Here is a 16,209-nt window from a genome sequence, read left to right on the forward strand (position 1 = left end):
TCAGGCTGCCTGTTTGGCGGTGACGAAAGCCGCAAGGCTGGCCACGCTGGTGAAATGGTTGCGGGTGTCTTTGGCGTCGGCGTCGATCTTGATGCCATAGCGCTTCTGGATGGCCAGGCCCAGTTCCAGGGCGTCGACCGAATCCAGGCCGAGGCCTTCGCCGAACAGCGTCTGGTCGTCGCCGATGTCGTCGGCGCTGATGTCTTCCAGGCCCAGGGCCTCGATGATCAACAGCTTGATGTCATTGTTCAGTTGCGTTGGTTCGCTCATCTTCGGCGAGCTCCTTGATGAAGTACTGGTGCAGATGGTCGTTGAGTTTGCGCGAGGCCTGGGGTGCCGGGCCTTGGCTGGCGAAATCCTGGATGGTGATGTCGGCGCCGACGTGCAGGCTGAAATGCACCCGGCGCGGCGGTATCCGGTACCAGGGCTCGGCCTTGGTCAGGGTGCTGGGGTTGACCCGGATGGTGACCGGGGTAATGAATTGCGCTCCGCGCAGGGCGATGGCCGCCGCGCCGCGGTGGAAGGCCGGGGCCTGGCCGGGCACGGTGCGGGTGCCTTCGGGGAAGATGATCAGTGTCTGGCCGCTTTGCAGGGCGCCGACCGCGGCGTCGAGCATGTCCATGCTGCCGTCGTTGCTGATGTACTGCGCCGAGGTCACCGGGCCGCGCGTGCACGGGTTGCGGAACAGGCTCTGCTTGACCACGCAGTTGGCCTGGCGCACCAGGCCGATCAGGAACACCACGTCGATCAGCGACGGGTGGTTGGCGATGATCATCTGGCCGGGGCGCCCGAGTTTTTCCGCACCGCTGACTTCATAGGTGAGCACGCCGCAGGCGGCCATGAACCGGATGAACCGCCAGAACAGCCAACTGATGGTGTGGCGGGCGCGTTGCCGGTGGCGGGCGCTGTCACCGGGCAGGCAGGCCAGCAAAGGGAACACCAGCAAGCGCAGGCACAGCCCGCCGAGGCCGAACAGCAGGAAGCTGATGGCCGTGGCGACGAGGCGCCAGAGATAAGCGTCCTTCGGACGGCTCAGGCCTTGCGTTGCCAGTTCCATGTGCGGCCCTTCAGCGAGTGTTGGAAAGCGGACTGGTCATCGAGCCGGCAGCGTAGCCAGCTCAAGGCGTGAGGTTCGGTGACGCCGGCGCTGCCCGATGGTGGGGCCAGGGACAGGCTCCAGTCGTCGCCCGGGGTCAGCAGCAGGCCGACGGCGTAGGCGAACGGCACATCGGTGATCCACGGAAGATAGGCTTCGGGTGGCGTTTCTTCGGCCACGATCAGCAGCACGGCGGGCGCGCCGTCATGCAGCAGACCGGCGGCTTCCAGCACGCCCTGCTCGAAACCGTCGTCGGCCGCGGCGATAGCGCTCATCTCGCTGCGTTCGCCGCGCAGGATCGACCACAGGCCGATCACGGCGTTGTGCACCGACAGGCTGAACTGAGTGGGCGACAGGGGTTCGCCGTTGGCGAGGTCGCTGAGAATTTCGAAGGTGCGGGGTGTCTCGCCATGGCGGGAGACGAAGACCAGCGGCAGGTCGTCCAGGCCTTCGGCCAAGGGCCAGCCCACGGCGAACGCCATGCGTGCCAGGCGGCTGAGGCGGCGACGCTGCATGGCCGGCAGGAACGACACGTCCGGCGTTTGTTCGCCATCATCGGCGATGCTGGCGCCCTGGCTCCATTGCTGCCAGTCGCCCACCGTTTGAAGGCCCGGCGCCCAAGCGCGCCACTGGCTGATATTGAAATTGATCACGGTGTTGATTCTCGCCCTGAGGGACTTCCATGCCGAGGGGTGACTCGGAGCAACGGCCAGCAGGGGCGACACTATCGCCGAGTGCCGCGCATTATCCGGGTGCAGTGGGTTCGTAGCAAACAAACAGTCAAATAAAATTGCTTGACTGGGAGGCTCAGACCCCAGCTTGCCCATTGTATTTTCTGGCGCGGGCCTTTCCCGACAGGCGGTGGTATCGGGTTGTCGGTCGGCTGCCCCGATTCTTGAGCGTCACAACGCTGGTCAAGTCGGTGACGGACTCACATACTCGGACATTCCCTGATACACGGAGGTCTTTCCATGCGGCGCGTGGTGTTCAATCAGAAAGGTGGCGTGGGCAAGTCCAGCATCGCCTGCAATCTCGCGGCGGTGAGTGCCAATGAAGGCTATCGGACCCTGCTGATCGACCTGGATGCCCAGGCCAACTCCACCCAGTACCTTACCGGCCTCACCGGCGAGGACATTCCCATGGGGATTGCCGACTTCTTCAAGCAGACCCTGTCTTCCGGGCCGTTTGCCAAGAAGAACAAGGTCGATATCTACGAAACGCCGTTCGACAACCTGCACGTGGTTACTGCGACCGCTGAGCTGGCCGACTTGCAGCCCAAGCTCGAGGCCAAGCACAAGATCAACAAGCTGCGTAAGTTGCTCGATGAACTGGCCGAGGATTACGACCGGATCTACCTGGACACCCCGCCTGCGTTGAACTTCTATGCGGTGTCCGCGCTGATTGCTGCTGATCGTGTGCTGATTCCTTTCGACTGCGACAGCTTCTCGCGCCAGGCACTGTATGGCCTGTTGGCGGAAATCGAAGAGCTGAAGGAGGACCACAACGAAGACCTGCAGGTCGAGGGGATAGTGGTCAACCAGTTCCAGTCCCGCGCCAGCCTGCCGCAGCAGATGCTTGAAGAACTGCTGGCTGAAGGTTTGCCGGTGCTGCCGGTGTACCTCAACAGCTCGGTGAAGATGCGTGAATCACATCAGGCCAATCTGCCGCTGATTCACCTTGAGCCGCGGCATAAGCTGACTCAGCAGTTTGTTGAGTTGCATTCTCTGCTTGAAGAGAACGCTTGAGAGCTGTTTTGTCCGCAAAATCGATCGCGAGCAAGCTCGCTCCTACAGGATTCTGAAATGGTGTGTGACCTGTAGGAGCGAGCTTGCTCGCGATTTGCGGGCCGCCGAAAGTTCAGGAAGAACAACTGATCTCCAGATGCTTGCCCCACTCCGGCGGCCGCTCCGCATAGGCTTCCATCCCCGGTTGTTCCTCGAACGGCCGGGTCAGCACTTCATGCAGCCGCCGTACTTCCGAGAAATCCCCGCCCTGCGCCGCTTCGATGGCGCGCTGCGCCAGGTAGTTGCGCAGGATGTACAGCGGGTTCACGCCATGCATCCGCTCGCGACGCCCGCTGGCGTTGTCAGGTTCCCGCGCCACGCGGGCCAGGTAATCCACTGACCAGCCATCGAAGCCCGCCAAATCAATGAAATCATCCCGCACCACGTTCAGCGCCTGTTCCACCGGCTGGTCACCCAGCTTGCGGAAGAACAGCGTGTAATCCACCGCGCCAGGCTGCATCAGGCTCAGCAGGCGCTGGATCAGCACCTTGTCGTCATCCTCGGCGGTGGTCAGGCCGAGGCGGCGGCGCATCAGGTCGAGGTAGTGCGCCTCGTACAGCGGCAGGAACAACCCAAGGCTTTCCTGCAACGCCTCGACGCTGATGAACGGCGTCAGCGCCTGGGCCAGCGCGCTGAGGTTCCAGTGGGCGACCGGCACCTGGTTGCTGTAGCTGTAGCGGCCCTGGTCGTCGGAGTGGTTGCAGATGAAGCCGGCGTCGAAATCATCGAGGAAGGCGAACGGGCCGAAGTCGAAGGTGATGCCCAGGATCGACATGTTGTCGGTGTTCATCACGCCATGGCAGAAGCCGTAGGCCTGCCACTTGGCGGTCAGCTCCGCGTTGCGTTCGACGATGGTGCGGAACATTGCCAGGTACGGCTCGTCCGCGTCGCGGCATTCCGGGAAATGCAGGTTCAGCACGTGCTCGGCGAGGATGCGCTGCTGTTCCGGCTGGCGGGTGTAGTAGAAGTATTCGAAGTGGCCGAAGCGGATATGGCTCGGCGCCATGCGCAGCAGCATGGCCGCGCTTTCCTTGGTTTCGCGCCACACCGGGGTGTTCGAACCGATCACGCACAAGGCCCGGCTGCTGGGGATGCCCAGCGCGTACAGCGCTTCGGAGGCGAGAAATTCGCGGATGGACGAGCGCAGCACCGCGCGGCCGTCACCCATGCGCGAATACGGCGTCTGGCCTGCGCCTTTGAGGTGCAGGTCCCACGAGTCGCCGGCGTCGTTGCGCACTTCGCCCAGCAACAGTCCGCGGCCGTCACCCAGGCGCGGGTTGTAGGAGCCGAACTGGTGGCCGGAATAGACCATCGCCCGCGGCTCGGCCTCGGACCACAGTTTGTGGCCGCTGAAGAGTTCGGCGAAGACGGGGGAATGGGCTTCGGTGGGCTCAAGGTCGAGCAGGGCCATGGCGGCCTCGCTGACGACCACCAGTTGCGGGTCGTCGAGCGGCTCGGGCAGCACCGAGGTGGAGAACGCATCACCCAGGCGGGCGAAGCGATTGTCGAAGGTCAGTTCGTCGAGGGCTTTCAACGGCCATCTCCTTGGGAAAACCTGAGCATTCTGCAAGGGTATGGCCGTTGGCGTCCAGTCAGGCGGGCTTGTTGTCCGCCCCTCCGTCGGTGTTTTCCGGCGGCAGGATGGTTTTTTCCTTGGCCTCGGTCGGGACCAGTTTGTACTCCTGGCCCTGGGTGTTTTTCAGGTAGATCTCCATCTGGCGGAACGAGATGTTGATGTGCTGGCGCTTGAACTCTTTGTTGATATAGCGGTTGATCTCGTCCAGCACCGGGTTGCGGTCGCCGAGGTCACGCACGTGCATGCGCAGTTCGTGGTCCAGGGTGCTTTCGCCGAAGTTGAGGAAGTAGACGATCGGCGCCGGCTCCTTGAGCACCCGCGGGTTCTCGTTGGCCGCCTGCAACAGCAGGGTGCGCACCAGGTCCAGGTCCGAACCGTAGTCGACGCCCAGCTTGAGGGTTACCCGGGTGACCGTGTCGGTCAGCGACCAGTTGATCAACTGGCCGGTGATGAAGGTCTTGTTCGGGACGATGATGTCCTTGCGGTCGAAGTCGGTGATGGTGGTGGCGCGGATGCGGATCTTGCTCACCGTGCCCGACAGGTTGCCGATGGTGATGGTGTCGCCGATCCGTACCGGACGCTCGAACAGGATCATGATGCCGGAGATGAAGTTGGCGAAGATCTCCTGCATGCCGAAGCCCAGGCCCACCGACAGCGCGGCCACCAGCCATTGCAACTTGTCCCAGCTCACGCCGAGGGCCGACAGGGTCGAGACGAAGCCGACCCCGGCAATCACGTAGGAGAGCAGGGTGGTGGTGGCGTAGGCGCTGCCTTGCGCCAGGTTCAGGCGTGACAGCACCAGCACTTCCAGCAGCCCCGGCAGGTTGCCGGCCAGGGCGATGGTGATGCCGATGATCACCAGGGCGCCGATCAGGTCGCCGAGGCTGATCGGTACCATGCTCATGCTCGCGCCGGTGCCGCTGGTGTATTCGTACAGGGTGATGTTGTCGAGGTAGGCGAACACGCTGATCAGGTCGGCCCAGACCCAGTACAGCGCGGCGAGGAAGCCGCCGAGCAGGGCCAGGCGGATCAGACGCAGGGACTGCTGGTTGACCTGTTCGATGTCGAGGGTCGGTTCCTCCACCACCACTTCGCCGTCCAGGCCTTCCTTGACCGCCTGGCGTTTGCTCAGCGCGCGCTGGTAGGCCAGGCGCCGCGCCGCCACAGCGAGGCCGCGGACGAAGGCGGCTTCGATCACCAGCCAGAACATCAGCAGGTACAGGGTGTCGATCAGCCGGTCGGTGAGTTTCAGCGCGGTGTAGTAGTAGCCGAAGCACACGGCGATGAACAGCGCGATGGGCAGTGCGGTGAACGCCACGCCCACGGCCTTGCGGAACAGCGAGGTGTTGCGGTGGGTCGGGCTGCTCAGCAGGAGGCGGCTGAGCAGCCAGGCCATCAGGCCGTAGCAGGTCAGCACCACGCCGATGCCCAGCACGTCGTCGGCCAGCGCCGACGGCTGGTGCTCGGCCACCGCCACCACACCCACAAGGGCCAGGACCACGGTGCCGAGGCGGCGGATCCAGCTTCGCAGGAACTCGACCTGCGGTTTTTCCCAGCGGAAATGCAGCTCGGCAACGCCGCCCGGGGCCAGCACGCGGTAGGCGGTGTAGAACACCAGCCAGGCCTGGGCGATCTGCCACAGCGCGGCGCCGAGGTTTGCGTTCTGGCCGCGGGCGTCGATCTGCAGCGCATAGCCGCACAGCGCCAGGAACAGGCTGACCGGCAATGCCAGGAGGATGTTGATCAGGATCGCCTGGGGCGTATGCCACTGGCTGTCACGCTTGAAGTGGCCGACGTCGCCGTGGACCTTGCTCAGTTGGTGGTACAGGTACTTGCGCCGCCAGAGCAGCGCGCCGATCAGCAGCAGCAACGGCAGGAACAGCAGCGGGCGTTGCAGCAGGCCGTCGGCCAGCTCGTTGATCCCGGCGCCCCACGGCAGGCTCATCACCTGTTTTTGCAGGCGCTCGGGGACGGTGCGCAGCCATTCCAGGTCCAGCGGCTTGTTGCTGGGGATCCAGAACATCTGCTCGTCGAGGGTGGCGCGCAGGTTCTGCGCGGTGCTCAGCAGCTGTTTCTGGTTCAGTTGCAGGGTGATGGATTCGTTGAGCAGCGCGCTCAGCTCGCGGTTCAGGCGTTCCAGCAGGTCGGAGCGGGTGATCGCCACTTCCAGCAGGGCCTTGCGCAGGTTCGGCGTGACCTGTTCGGCCGGCTGGTTTTCCAGCAACTTGTCGACGTACTGGCTCGGCGTGCTGATCTGTTCGCGCTGCTGGTTGACCTCGAACTGGTAGAGGCGAATGTCGGCGATCTGGTCGGCCAGGTCGCGGTCGAGCTTGAGGTGCGGCAGCGCCTGCTTCTGTTTGTAGAGGATCTTCGACAGCAGCAGGCTGCCCTTGAGCACGCTGATCTGCTCGTCGAGGGCCTGGTCGGCCTGGGTCAGGCTGTCCAGTTGCTGCTTGGCCTGGAGGTTCTGCTGGGTTAGCTCGTTGAGGCGGTCGGTGCTGCGTAGCAAGTAGTCGGAGAGCTTGAGGTTGGCGGCGCTTTCGGTGGCCAGCAGCGTGCTGCCGCCGGCCTTTTGCGCTTCGATCGATTGCTCGGTGACGGTTTGTTGCGACTGGGCCAGGCGTTTTTCGTTGATTAGCGTCTGCAGGTCCTGGATTTCCTGCTCCATGCGTGCGGCGCGCTCGATCAGCAGGTCGTGCTGGCTGTTGCCGAGGTCTTGCAGGAGGCTGTTGCCGGCCAGTTCCTGGCGGCGCAGCAGGGTCAGGGCGCTGAGCGAGGCCAGTTCGGCGTTGAGTTGGTTGCGCTGGTCGGCGGAGAGGGCCTTGCCGCCGTCCTTGCCGAGCTTGAGGCTGGTGTTGATCTGCTGGCTGCGGGTCTGGTTGTTGCTGATCTCGGCCTGGGCGCGCTCTGGGCGGGTCTGGGAATTGATGATCAGGCTGTTGGCTTCGGACAGCGCCTTTTGCAGTTCACCCTGTTCGGTGGTGCGCTCGGAGAGCACCTGCTCCAGTTGCGGCACGCTCATCGCGGCGTAACGCTGGGCCACCGGGACCGACTTGCTGGCCAGCAGCCTGGCCAGTTCGCGCTGGTTCTCGGCGGTCTGCTTCGGCGCGTCGGCCAGTTGCTGCTTGAGCGCGGTCAGGCGCTTGTCGTAGTCGTCCTTGCTGGCCAGAAGCGACAGGGTCTGTTCGAGCACCTGTTGCAGCGCTTTCTGGTCGGCTTCCGGCAGTTTGCGCTCGGCGATCTTGTCGAGGCTGTGCTGGACGCTGGCGGTGGTGGGTGGCTCCGCCGCGAAGGCGAAGGAGAGAGACAGGCACAGCCCGAGCAGGGCCGCGCAGGACAGTGTGCGCAGTGACATAGGCAGAGAATTCGTGCAACCAGGCTGGAAAGACTGAAGTTTAGAGGAACAACCCGGGGCCGGGTCGGCTACCTTCCGGGAATTTGATCCCCACTTTCTGGATCTTGTTCCCTTCCATCAGAGCAACGGTCCAGGTCGTGTTGTTCCACTCGATCTGGTCACCGACGATCGGCGCACCGCCGACCTTCTGCTGGATGAAGTGTGCCAGCGGCATTTGCGGGTCCTGGCCATCGAGCTTCAGACCGTACAACGCGGCTACAGCCCCCAGTTCTGCGTCACCTTCGAGCACGAAGTCGCCGAAGAAGCGCAGGTCGAGGCCACGTTGCGGCGCCTGGCTGAACAGTTTTCCGAGGGCCGAAAGGTTGTGTTCGTGACCGATCACGCAGAGCAGATCGCCGACTTCGAGCACCGTACTACCCGACGGATGGAGCAGTTGCTGGCCGCGAAACAGGGCCGCGATGCGGGTGCCTTCGGGCATTTTCAGCTCGCGCAGGGCGGCGCCGATGCACCATTTCTCCGCGCCGAGGCGGTAGACGAACAGCTCCCACTCGCTGGTGATGTGCACTTCCAGGGCCGATCGCGAGATCGGCGCCGGGTCCGGCGGTACGGTCACTTTCAGCAGGCGGGCGACCCACGGCAGGCTGGTGCCCTGCACCAGCAGCGAGACCAGCACGATGAAGAACGCCAGGTTGAAGTACAGCTGGGCCTGGGGCAGGCCGGCCATCAGCGGGAACACGGCAAGAATGATCGGCACCGCGCCGCGCAGGCCGACCCAGGAAATAAAGGCTTTTTCGCGGCCATGGAAGGCCTTGAACGGCAGCAGGCCGACCAGCACCGAGAGCGGCCGGGCGAACAGGATCATCCACAGCGCCAGGGCCAGCGCCGGCAGGGCGATGGGCAGCAGGTCGTGGGGCGTGACCAGCAGGCCGAGGACCAGGAACATGCCGATCTGCGACAGCCAGGCCATGCCATCAAGCATGTGCAGGATGCCGTGGCGGCTGCGGATCGGGCGGTTGCCCAGCACCAGGCCGAACAGGTAGACGGCGAGGAAGCCGCTGCCGTGCAGGGCGTTGGTCATGGAGAAGATCACCAGGCCGCCGGCGATCACCAGGATCGGGTAGAGGCCGCCGGCCAGGTTCATCCGGTTGACCAGTTGCAGCATCAGCCAGCCGCCGCCCAGGCCGAGCACGCCGCCGATACCGAATTCGCGCACCAGGTGCAGCAACAGGCTCCAGTGCAGGCCGGTCTGGCCGCTGGCGATCATGTCGATGAGGGTGACGGTAAGGAACACCGCCATCGGGTCGTTGCTGCCGGACTCGATTTCCAGGGTGGCGGTGACCCGTTCGTTCAGGCCTTTGCCGCCCAGCAGCGAGAACACCGCGGCGGCGTCGGTGGAGCCGACGATGGCGCCGATCAGCAGGCCCTGCATGAGGTTCAGGTCGAACAGCCAGGCCGCAGCCATGCCGGTGAGGCCGGTGGTGATAAGCACGCCCACCGTTGCCAGCGACAATGCGGGCCAGAGTGCCACGCGGAAACTTGCCACCCGGGTGCGCAGGCCGCCGTCCAGCAGGATCACGGCCAGGGCCAGGTTGCCCACGAGGTAGGCGACAGGGTAGTTGTTGAAGATGATCCCGCCACCATCGACACCTGCGACCATGCCGACCGCGAGGATGATGACCAGGATAGGGATGCCCAGCCGTGACGACAGCGAGCTGACCAGAATACTTGCACCCACCAGCAAAGCGCCGATCAAGAACAGGCTGTTGATGGTGCTCGCATCCAAAGGCGTTACTCCGGGACATCGCGGGGAAGAGGACCTGTCTGATAAGCAGGTCGCGTGCCAACCGATTCTAACCTGATGAATTGGCGGGCTGTAAAGCGTTTCCGCAGATGTAGAAAAGGCACCTGCGGGAGGTGCCTTTCATGTGTTGGCCTAATCGCGAGCAAGCTCGCTCCTACACTGTAGGAGCGAGCTCGCTCGCGAAGGCCTGCAAAGCAGGCCCAAATACACTCAACCCTGCTTGAACTCGCGAGCAGGCTTGCCCTTCACCGGTGCGCCATTGGCCACATGGTACTTGGCGGTGCTGCGCGGCAATGGCTGACGATTGCGGATCTTGTCGGCGATTTTCTCGGCGATCATGATCGTGGTGGCATTGAGGTTACCGGTGATGATGATCGGCATGATCGACGCATCGACCACCCGCAGACCTTCCATCCCGTGCACACGCCCCTGGCCGTCTACCACTGCCATCTCGTCGTCGCCCATCTTGCAGGAGCAGGACGGGTGGAACGCGGTCTCGGCGTGCTCGCGGATGAACTGGTCCAGTTGCTCGTCGGTCTGCACGTGCTCGCCCGGGCTGATTTCGCGGCCACGGTAAGCGTCCAGTGCCGGCTGGGCCATGATTTCGCGGGTCAGGCGGATGCCGTCGCGGAATTCCTGCCAGTCCTGCTCGGTTGCCATGTAGTTGAACAGGATGCTCGGGTGCTGGCGCGGATCCTTCGACTTCAACTGGATACGGCCACGGCTCGGCGAACGCATCGAGCCCATGTGCGCCTGGAAGCCATGTTCCTTCACGCCATTGGAGCCGTTGTAGTTAATCGCCACCGGCAGGAAGTGGTACTGGATGTTCGGCCATTCGAATTCCGGACGGGTACGAATGAAGCCACCGGCCTCGAACTGGTTGCTGGCGCCGATACCGGTACCTTTGAACAGCCACTCGGCACCGATGGCCGGCTGGTTCCACCACAGCAGCGACGGGTACAGCGAAACTGGCTGGGTGCAGGCGTATTGCAGGTACAACTCCAGGTGGTCCTGAAGGTTTTCGCCGACGCCCGGCAGGTCGTGGACCACCGGAATGTCGAAGCTTTCCAGCAGTGCGCGGGAGCCCACGCCGGAACGTTGCAGCAGTTGCGGCGAGGCGATGGCGCCGGAGCAGACGATGACTTCCTTGCGCGCACGGGCTTCCACACGCTCTTCGCTGGCGCCTACCAGGTAGGTCACGCCAACGGCGCGCTTGCCTTCGAACAGCACGCGGTCGCTCAGGGCGTGGGTGACGATGGTCAGGGTCGAGCGCTTCTTGGCGGTGTCCAGGTAACCGCGGGCGGTGCTGGAGCGGCGGCCGTTCTTGGTCACGCTGCGGTCCATCGGACCGAAGCCTTCTTGCTGGTAGCCGTTGAGGTCTTCGGTGCGCGGGTAACCGGCCTGTACGCCGGCTTCGACCATGGCGTGGAACAGTGGGTTGTTGCCGGCTTTGGGCGTGGCCACGCTGACCGGGCCGTCGCCGCCGTGGTAATCGTTCGGGCCGATGTCGCGGGTTTCCGCTTTGCGGAAGTACGGCAGGCAGTCCAGGTAGGTCCAGTCTTCAAGGCCTGGCAGCTTGGCCCAGCCGTCGAAGTCCAGGGCGTTGCCGCGGATGTAGCACATGCCGTTGATCAGCGAAGAACCACCCAGGCCCTTGCCGCGACCACATTCCATGCGGCGGCCGTCCATGTGCGGCTCGGGATCGGTCTCGTAGGCCCAGTTGTAGCGGCGACCTTGCAGCGGGAAGGCCAGCGCGGCCGGCATCTGGGTGCGGAAGTCGGCGCGGTAGTCCGGGCCGCCGGCTTCCAGCAGCAGGACGGTGACGCCTTCGTCTTCGGTCAGGCGGGTCGCCAGGGTGTTACCGGCCGAGCCGGCACCGACGATGATGTAGTCGAAAATATGGGACATGTTCAGTTCCCTCATTGGGCAGTAGGCGGGGAGAGCGGGAGGCGCCCGGCCAGCAAGGACCGGGCGCGGCTACAAAAGGGCGCTTAGAACACCGAGGTGTAGGAACCCAGCTCGACCTGTACCGACTTGATGCGGGTGTACTGGGCCAGCGAGCTGACGCCGTTTTCGCGACCGACGCCGGACTGCTTGTAGCCACCGACCGGCATTTCCGCCGGCGACTCGCCCCAAGCGTTGATCCAGCAGATGCCGGCTTCGAGCTTGTGGATGATGCGGTGGGCGCGGCTGATGTCGTTGGTGCAGACGCCGGCGGCCAGGCCGTATTCGGTGTCGTTGGCGCGACGGATCACTTCTTCTTCGGTTTCGTAGCTGAGGATGCTCATGACCGGGCCGAAGATCTCTTCCTTGACGATGGTCATGTCGTCACGGCAGTCGGTGAACACGGTCGGCGCGACGAAGGCGCCCTTGGCGAATTCGCCGTCGGTCAGGCGCTCGCCGCCACACAGGACGCGGGCACCTTCTTCCTTGCCCTTGGCGATGTAGCCGAGGACGTTTTCCAGGTGCGCGAAGCTGACCAGCGGACCGAAGTTGGTGTTCTCGTCTTCCGGGTTGCCGACGCGGATGCGGGCGACACGTTCAACGATTTTCGCTTCGAAAGCGGCCTTCAACGATGCCGGAACGAACACGCGGGTGCCGTTGGTGCAGACCTGACCAGAGCTGTAGAAGTTGGCCATCATGGCGATGTCGGCGGCCTTGTCCAGGTCGGCGTCGTCGCAAATGATCAGTGGCGATTTGCCGCCCAGTTCCATGGTCACTTCCTTCAGCGAGGAGCTGGAGGCGCTGGCCATGACTTTCTTGCCGGTGACGGTGCCGCCGGTGAAGGAGACTTTTTCGATGCGCGGGTGCTCGGTCAGCCAGGTGCCGACTTCGCGGCCGCTACCGGTCAGGACGTTGAACACGCCATCCGGCAGGCCGGCTTCGGTGTAGATCTCGGCCAGTTTCAGGGTGGTCAGCGAGGTGACTTCGCTCGGCTTGAAGATCATCGCGTTACCGGCGGCCAGGGCCGGGGCGGATTTCCACAGGGCGATCTGGATCGGGTAGTTCCACGCGCCGATGCCGACGGTGACGCCCAGCGGCTCGCGACGGGTGTAGACGAACGACGATTCGCGCAGCGGGATCTGCTCGCCTTCGATGGCCGGGACCAGGCCTGCGTAGTATTCCAGCACGTCGGCGCCGGTGACGATGTCGACGTAGCGGGTTTCCGAGTAGGACTTGCCGGTGTCCAGGGTTTCCAGGGCGGCCAGTTCGTCGTTGCGCTCGCGAAGGATGTCGACGGCGCGGCGCAGGATGCGCGAACGCTGCATGGCGGTCATCGCAGCCCAGACTTTCTGGCCACGTTCGGCGCTTTCGACGGCGCGCTCGACGTCAGCCTCGGTAGCACGTTGCACATGGGCGAGGACTTCGCCGTTGGCCGGGTTGATGGCTTCGAAGGTGGCATCGCTGCCAGCGTCGACATAACCACCATCAATGTAGAGTTTTTGCGTTTCGAAACGGGCCATAGTGTCCTCGCAAGTGCAATGTGTTTTGGCTATCCGGCGGCAACTCCCGACTTCTTCCGGGTCTTGCTGCGCGGGGTTTCAGAGGCCTGGTTCTGTGCGTCCGGGCTCGTCTGTTTCGCCAGTTGTAGATCCATGTATTCGTAAGCGATTTGTTGCGCCTGGGTGGTGTCGAAGGCGTCTCCGGACAGCGCACCGCGCAGCCACAGACCGTCGATCAACGCTGCCAGACCGCGGGCTGCGCTGCGTGCTTCGGGCAGCGGCAACACTCGGCGGAACTGGCTGCACAGGTTGGAATACAGGCGGTGATCGTTGATCCGCTGCAACCTGTGCAAGGACGGCTGGTGCATGCTGGTGGCCCAGAACGCCAACCAGGTTTTCATTGCCGGGCCATTGACCTGGCTGGCGTCGAAGTTGCCTTCGATGATCACCTGCAGGTGGGCACGCGGGCTGTCGTCCGTGAGTGCCTGGCGGCGGGCGGCGACGCCCTCGCTCAACACCGTCATCAAATATTGCATGGTCGCTGCGATCAGGCCGTTCTTGTCCTGAAAGTAGTGACTGATGATGCCATTCGACACACCGGCCAAACGGGCGATCAGCGCAATGCTGGCATCACCCATGCCGACCTGGTCGATAGCCGTGAGTGTGGCTTCGATCAACTGCTGGCGGCGAATGGGTTGCATACCGACCTTGGGCATCTTGCAAATCTCCTCAGGCCTGCGAGCAGACGACAAGCGGCTGACTCGGCGAAGGCCAGTCTATTTTGTTTTGATTGAACGTTCAATCAACAAAGAATAAGCTCTGCGACAATTTGTGCCATTGACAGGATTTTGAGCCCGTCAGAAGGCGCGAATTGGCACCCCGGAAAGCCGTGGAGCCCCGTAAAACATGGTGTTTCACGCGCATAGACGCACCGTTGAACAGCGTTGCCGTCCGGCCAGTGGCCGCGCGGCGCAACCCTCGAGCCGGGGTTTTCAGCCTGTTTTTCAACGCATTCGATTTGGGACCACGGTTTTTCAAGGTGCTTTTATAACACCTGACGCAATGGGGCTATTGCACCAATTGCGCGGGTGAACGGGTCGTTTCACTTTTTCTCACGCACCGCCTGGAGCATCCGTGCAATGAGTTCTGCCTCCCTGATAAAGACCCCCGTCGAGAGGGTTCGGGTCAACAGCGTGGTGTTTTTCACCTCCACCCTGCTGATCCTGTTGTTGACTGCCTTGCTGATCGCAGTTCCGGAAACCGCAGGCCACGTGCTCGGTCAGGCTCAGGCCTGGCTGTCGCGCAGCTTCGGTTGGTATTACATGCTGGTGATCGGTGGCTACCTGGTGTTTGTCATCGCCATCGCTTTTTCGTCCTACGGCAAGCTCAAGCTCGGCGGCAAGGATGACAAGCCGGACTTCAGTTATGGCGCCTGGGCCGGCATGCTGTTTTCCTCCGGCATCGGCATCTCGCTGTTGTACTTCGGTGCTTCCGAGCCGCTGGATCACTACTACAACCCGCCCGAAGGTGCTTCGGCCAGCCTGCAGTCGGCCCGCGCCGGCCTGCAACTGACCTTCCTGCACTGGGGCCTGCACGGCTGGGCGATCTACGCGCTGGTCGGGTTGGCCGTGGCCTACTTCGCCTACCGTCACAACCAGCCGCTGGCCCTGCGCTCGGCGCTGTACCCGCTGGTCGGTGAACGTTGGGTCAAGGGTGCCGCCGGGCATACCGTGGACATCTTCGGCATGTTCGTGACCCTGCTGGGATTGGTGACCAACCTGGGCATCGGCTCGATGCAGGTGTCGTCGGGCCTGGAATACCTGTTTGGCATGGAACACAGCAACACCAACCTGCTGATCGTCATCCTGGTGATGAGCACGGTGGCGACCATTGCTGCGGTGTCGGGTGTGGAAAACGGCATCCGCCGCTTGTCCAACCTGAACATCATTCTGTTCAGCGGCCTGCTGCTGTTCGTCCTGCTCAACGGCCCGACCCTGCACCTGCTCAACGGCTTCGTGCAGAACATCGGCGACTACCTCAACGGCGTGATTCTCAAGACCTTCGACCTCTACGTCTACGAAGGCGATGCGGCCAAGTCCGAGCGCTGGCTGGGTCTGTGGACCGTGTTCTATTGGGCCTGGTGGATTTCCTGGGGCCCGTTCGTCGGCATGTTCATCGCCCGGATTTCCCGCGGCCGCACCGTGCGTGAGCTGGTGGCCGGCGTGCTGCTGATCCCGCTGGGCTTCACCCTGGCGTGGCTGTCGATCTTCGGTAACACCGCGCTGGACCTGGTGATGAACCACGGCGCGGTGGAACTGGGACGAACGGCGTTGGAGCAGCCGTCAATGTCGATCTACCAACTGCTGGAGCACTTCCCGGCAGCCAAGATCGTCGTGGGCGTCGCCGTGTTCGTCGGCTTCGTGCTGTTCCTGACCCCCGCCGACTCCGGCGCGGTGATGATGGCCAACCTGTCGTGCAAAGGCGGCAACGTCGACGAAGACGCGCCGCACTGGCTGCGTATCCTCTGGTCCGCGATCATCACCATCGTCACCGTCGGCCTGCTCTTCGCCGGTAACTTCGAGGCGATGCAGACCATGGTTGTGCTGGCTGGCCTGCCGTTCTCGGTGGTGCTGGTGGTGTTCATGTTCGGCCTGTACAAGGCCATGAAACAGGACAGCCAGGTCGAGCAGGAACAGGCTGAACTGGCCGCGCGCGGTCGTCGTGGTTTCAGCGAGCGGCTGAGCCAGCTCGACCTGCAACCGACCCAGGCGATGGTCCAGCGTTTCATGGACAAGCAGGTCAGCCCGGCGCTGAAAGACGCCGCCGCGCAATTGCAGGGCATGGGCCTGGCAGTGGAAACCCGCGTTGGTCAGTCGCGTTCGTCGATGGGCCTGCGGGTGACCATGGAAGAGGGTAACCCCTTCGTCTACGAAGTGAGCCTGGATGGTTATCTGGCCGCGCCGAACGAAGCGCCGGCAGAAGGCGAAAGCGAAGTGCGCCAGCGCTTCTACCGTGCCGAGGTCTATTTGCACAACGGCAGTCAGGAATATGACCTGATGGGCTTCACGCCCGACCAGATCACCCGTGACGTGCTGGACCAGTTCGACAGCCACCGCCAGTTGCTGGGGCGCGTGTATAGCTGATCGTCGATCGC

Annotated in this window: 11 protein-coding genes; 2 read left to right on the top strand and 9 right to left on the bottom strand. The window is 63.4% G+C overall.

The window, feature by feature from the left end; all coding sequences use genetic code 11:
• From DM374_RS14005 to DM374_RS14015, 3 genes are read right to left on the bottom strand one after another with little or no spacing between them, the layout of a single operon-like run.
• Positions 1 to 270 carry a phosphopantetheine-binding protein gene (locus tag DM374_RS14005; RefSeq protein WP_110970371.1) on the bottom strand — a complete coding sequence of 90 codons (270 nt, stop codon included), beginning with the start codon at positions 268 to 270 and terminating at the stop codon, positions 1 to 3.
• Positions 242 to 1,057: a lysophospholipid acyltransferase family protein gene (locus DM374_RS14010; protein WP_110970372.1), complete on the bottom strand. Its 816-nt coding sequence runs from the start codon at positions 1,055 to 1,057 to the stop codon at positions 242 to 244. The genes DM374_RS14005 and DM374_RS14010 overlap by 29 nt, the downstream gene beginning before the upstream one ends.
• A complete protein-coding gene (locus DM374_RS14015; protein ID WP_110970373.1) occupies positions 1,033 to 1,749 on the bottom strand; it encodes a beta-ketoacyl synthase chain length factor in 717 nt (238 codons plus the stop codon). The genes DM374_RS14010 and DM374_RS14015 overlap by 25 nt, the downstream gene beginning before the upstream one ends.
• Before the next feature lie 318 nt (positions 1,750 to 2,067).
• On the opposite strand from DM374_RS14015, the gene DM374_RS14020 reads away from it, so the two are divergent.
• Positions 2,068 to 2,841: a ParA family protein gene (locus DM374_RS14020; protein ID WP_110970374.1), complete on the top strand. Its 774-nt coding sequence runs from the start codon at positions 2,068 to 2,070 to the stop codon at positions 2,839 to 2,841.
• A gap of 112 nt (positions 2,842 to 2,953) precedes the next feature.
• Here DM374_RS14020 and selO read toward each other — a convergent pair whose 3' ends face one another.
• From selO to betI, 6 genes are all read right to left on the bottom strand, one after another.
• Positions 2,954 to 4,414, bottom strand: coding sequence for a protein adenylyltransferase SelO (gene selO, locus DM374_RS14025; protein ID WP_110970375.1), 1,461 nt, complete (start codon positions 4,412 to 4,414; stop codon positions 2,954 to 2,956).
• Between the two features lie 58 nt (positions 4,415 to 4,472).
• Positions 4,473 to 7,811 (bottom strand): mechanosensitive channel MscK, encoded by a 3,339-nt coding sequence (gene mscK, locus DM374_RS14030; protein ID WP_110970376.1) that lies wholly within the window; start codon positions 7,809 to 7,811, stop codon positions 4,473 to 4,475.
• A 40-nt stretch (positions 7,812 to 7,851) separates the two neighbouring features.
• Positions 7,852 to 9,594, bottom strand: coding sequence for a potassium/proton antiporter (locus DM374_RS14035; RefSeq protein WP_110970377.1), 1,743 nt, complete (start codon positions 9,592 to 9,594; stop codon positions 7,852 to 7,854).
• Positions 9,595 to 9,822: 228 nt separating this feature from the next.
• Positions 9,823 to 11,520, bottom strand: a complete 1,698-nt coding sequence (betA, locus tag DM374_RS14040; RefSeq protein ID WP_110970378.1) for a choline dehydrogenase — start codon at positions 11,518 to 11,520, stop codon at positions 9,823 to 9,825.
• Between the two features lie 83 nt (positions 11,521 to 11,603).
• Positions 11,604 to 13,076, bottom strand: a complete 1,473-nt coding sequence (betB, locus tag DM374_RS14045; RefSeq protein ID WP_110970379.1) for a betaine-aldehyde dehydrogenase — start codon at positions 13,074 to 13,076, stop codon at positions 11,604 to 11,606.
• Positions 13,077 to 13,105: 29 nt separating this feature from the next.
• The gene (gene betI / locus DM374_RS14050; RefSeq protein ID WP_110970380.1) at positions 13,106 to 13,771 is read right to left on the bottom strand and encodes a transcriptional regulator BetI; all 666 of its coding nucleotides are present in this window, start codon (positions 13,769 to 13,771) and stop codon (positions 13,106 to 13,108) included.
• Between the two features lie 480 nt (positions 13,772 to 14,251).
• On the opposite strand from betI, the gene DM374_RS14055 reads away from it, so the two are divergent.
• Positions 14,252 to 16,198, top strand: a complete 1,947-nt coding sequence (locus DM374_RS14055) for a BCCT family transporter (protein WP_225422502.1) — start codon at positions 14,252 to 14,254, stop codon at positions 16,196 to 16,198.
• The last annotated feature ends 11 nt before the right edge of the window (positions 16,199 to 16,209 follow it).

This window comes from Pseudomonas huaxiensis (genome assembly GCF_003231275.1).
In the GTDB taxonomy this organism is placed as follows: Bacteria; Pseudomonadota; Gammaproteobacteria; order Pseudomonadales; family Pseudomonadaceae; genus Aquipseudomonas; species Aquipseudomonas huaxiensis.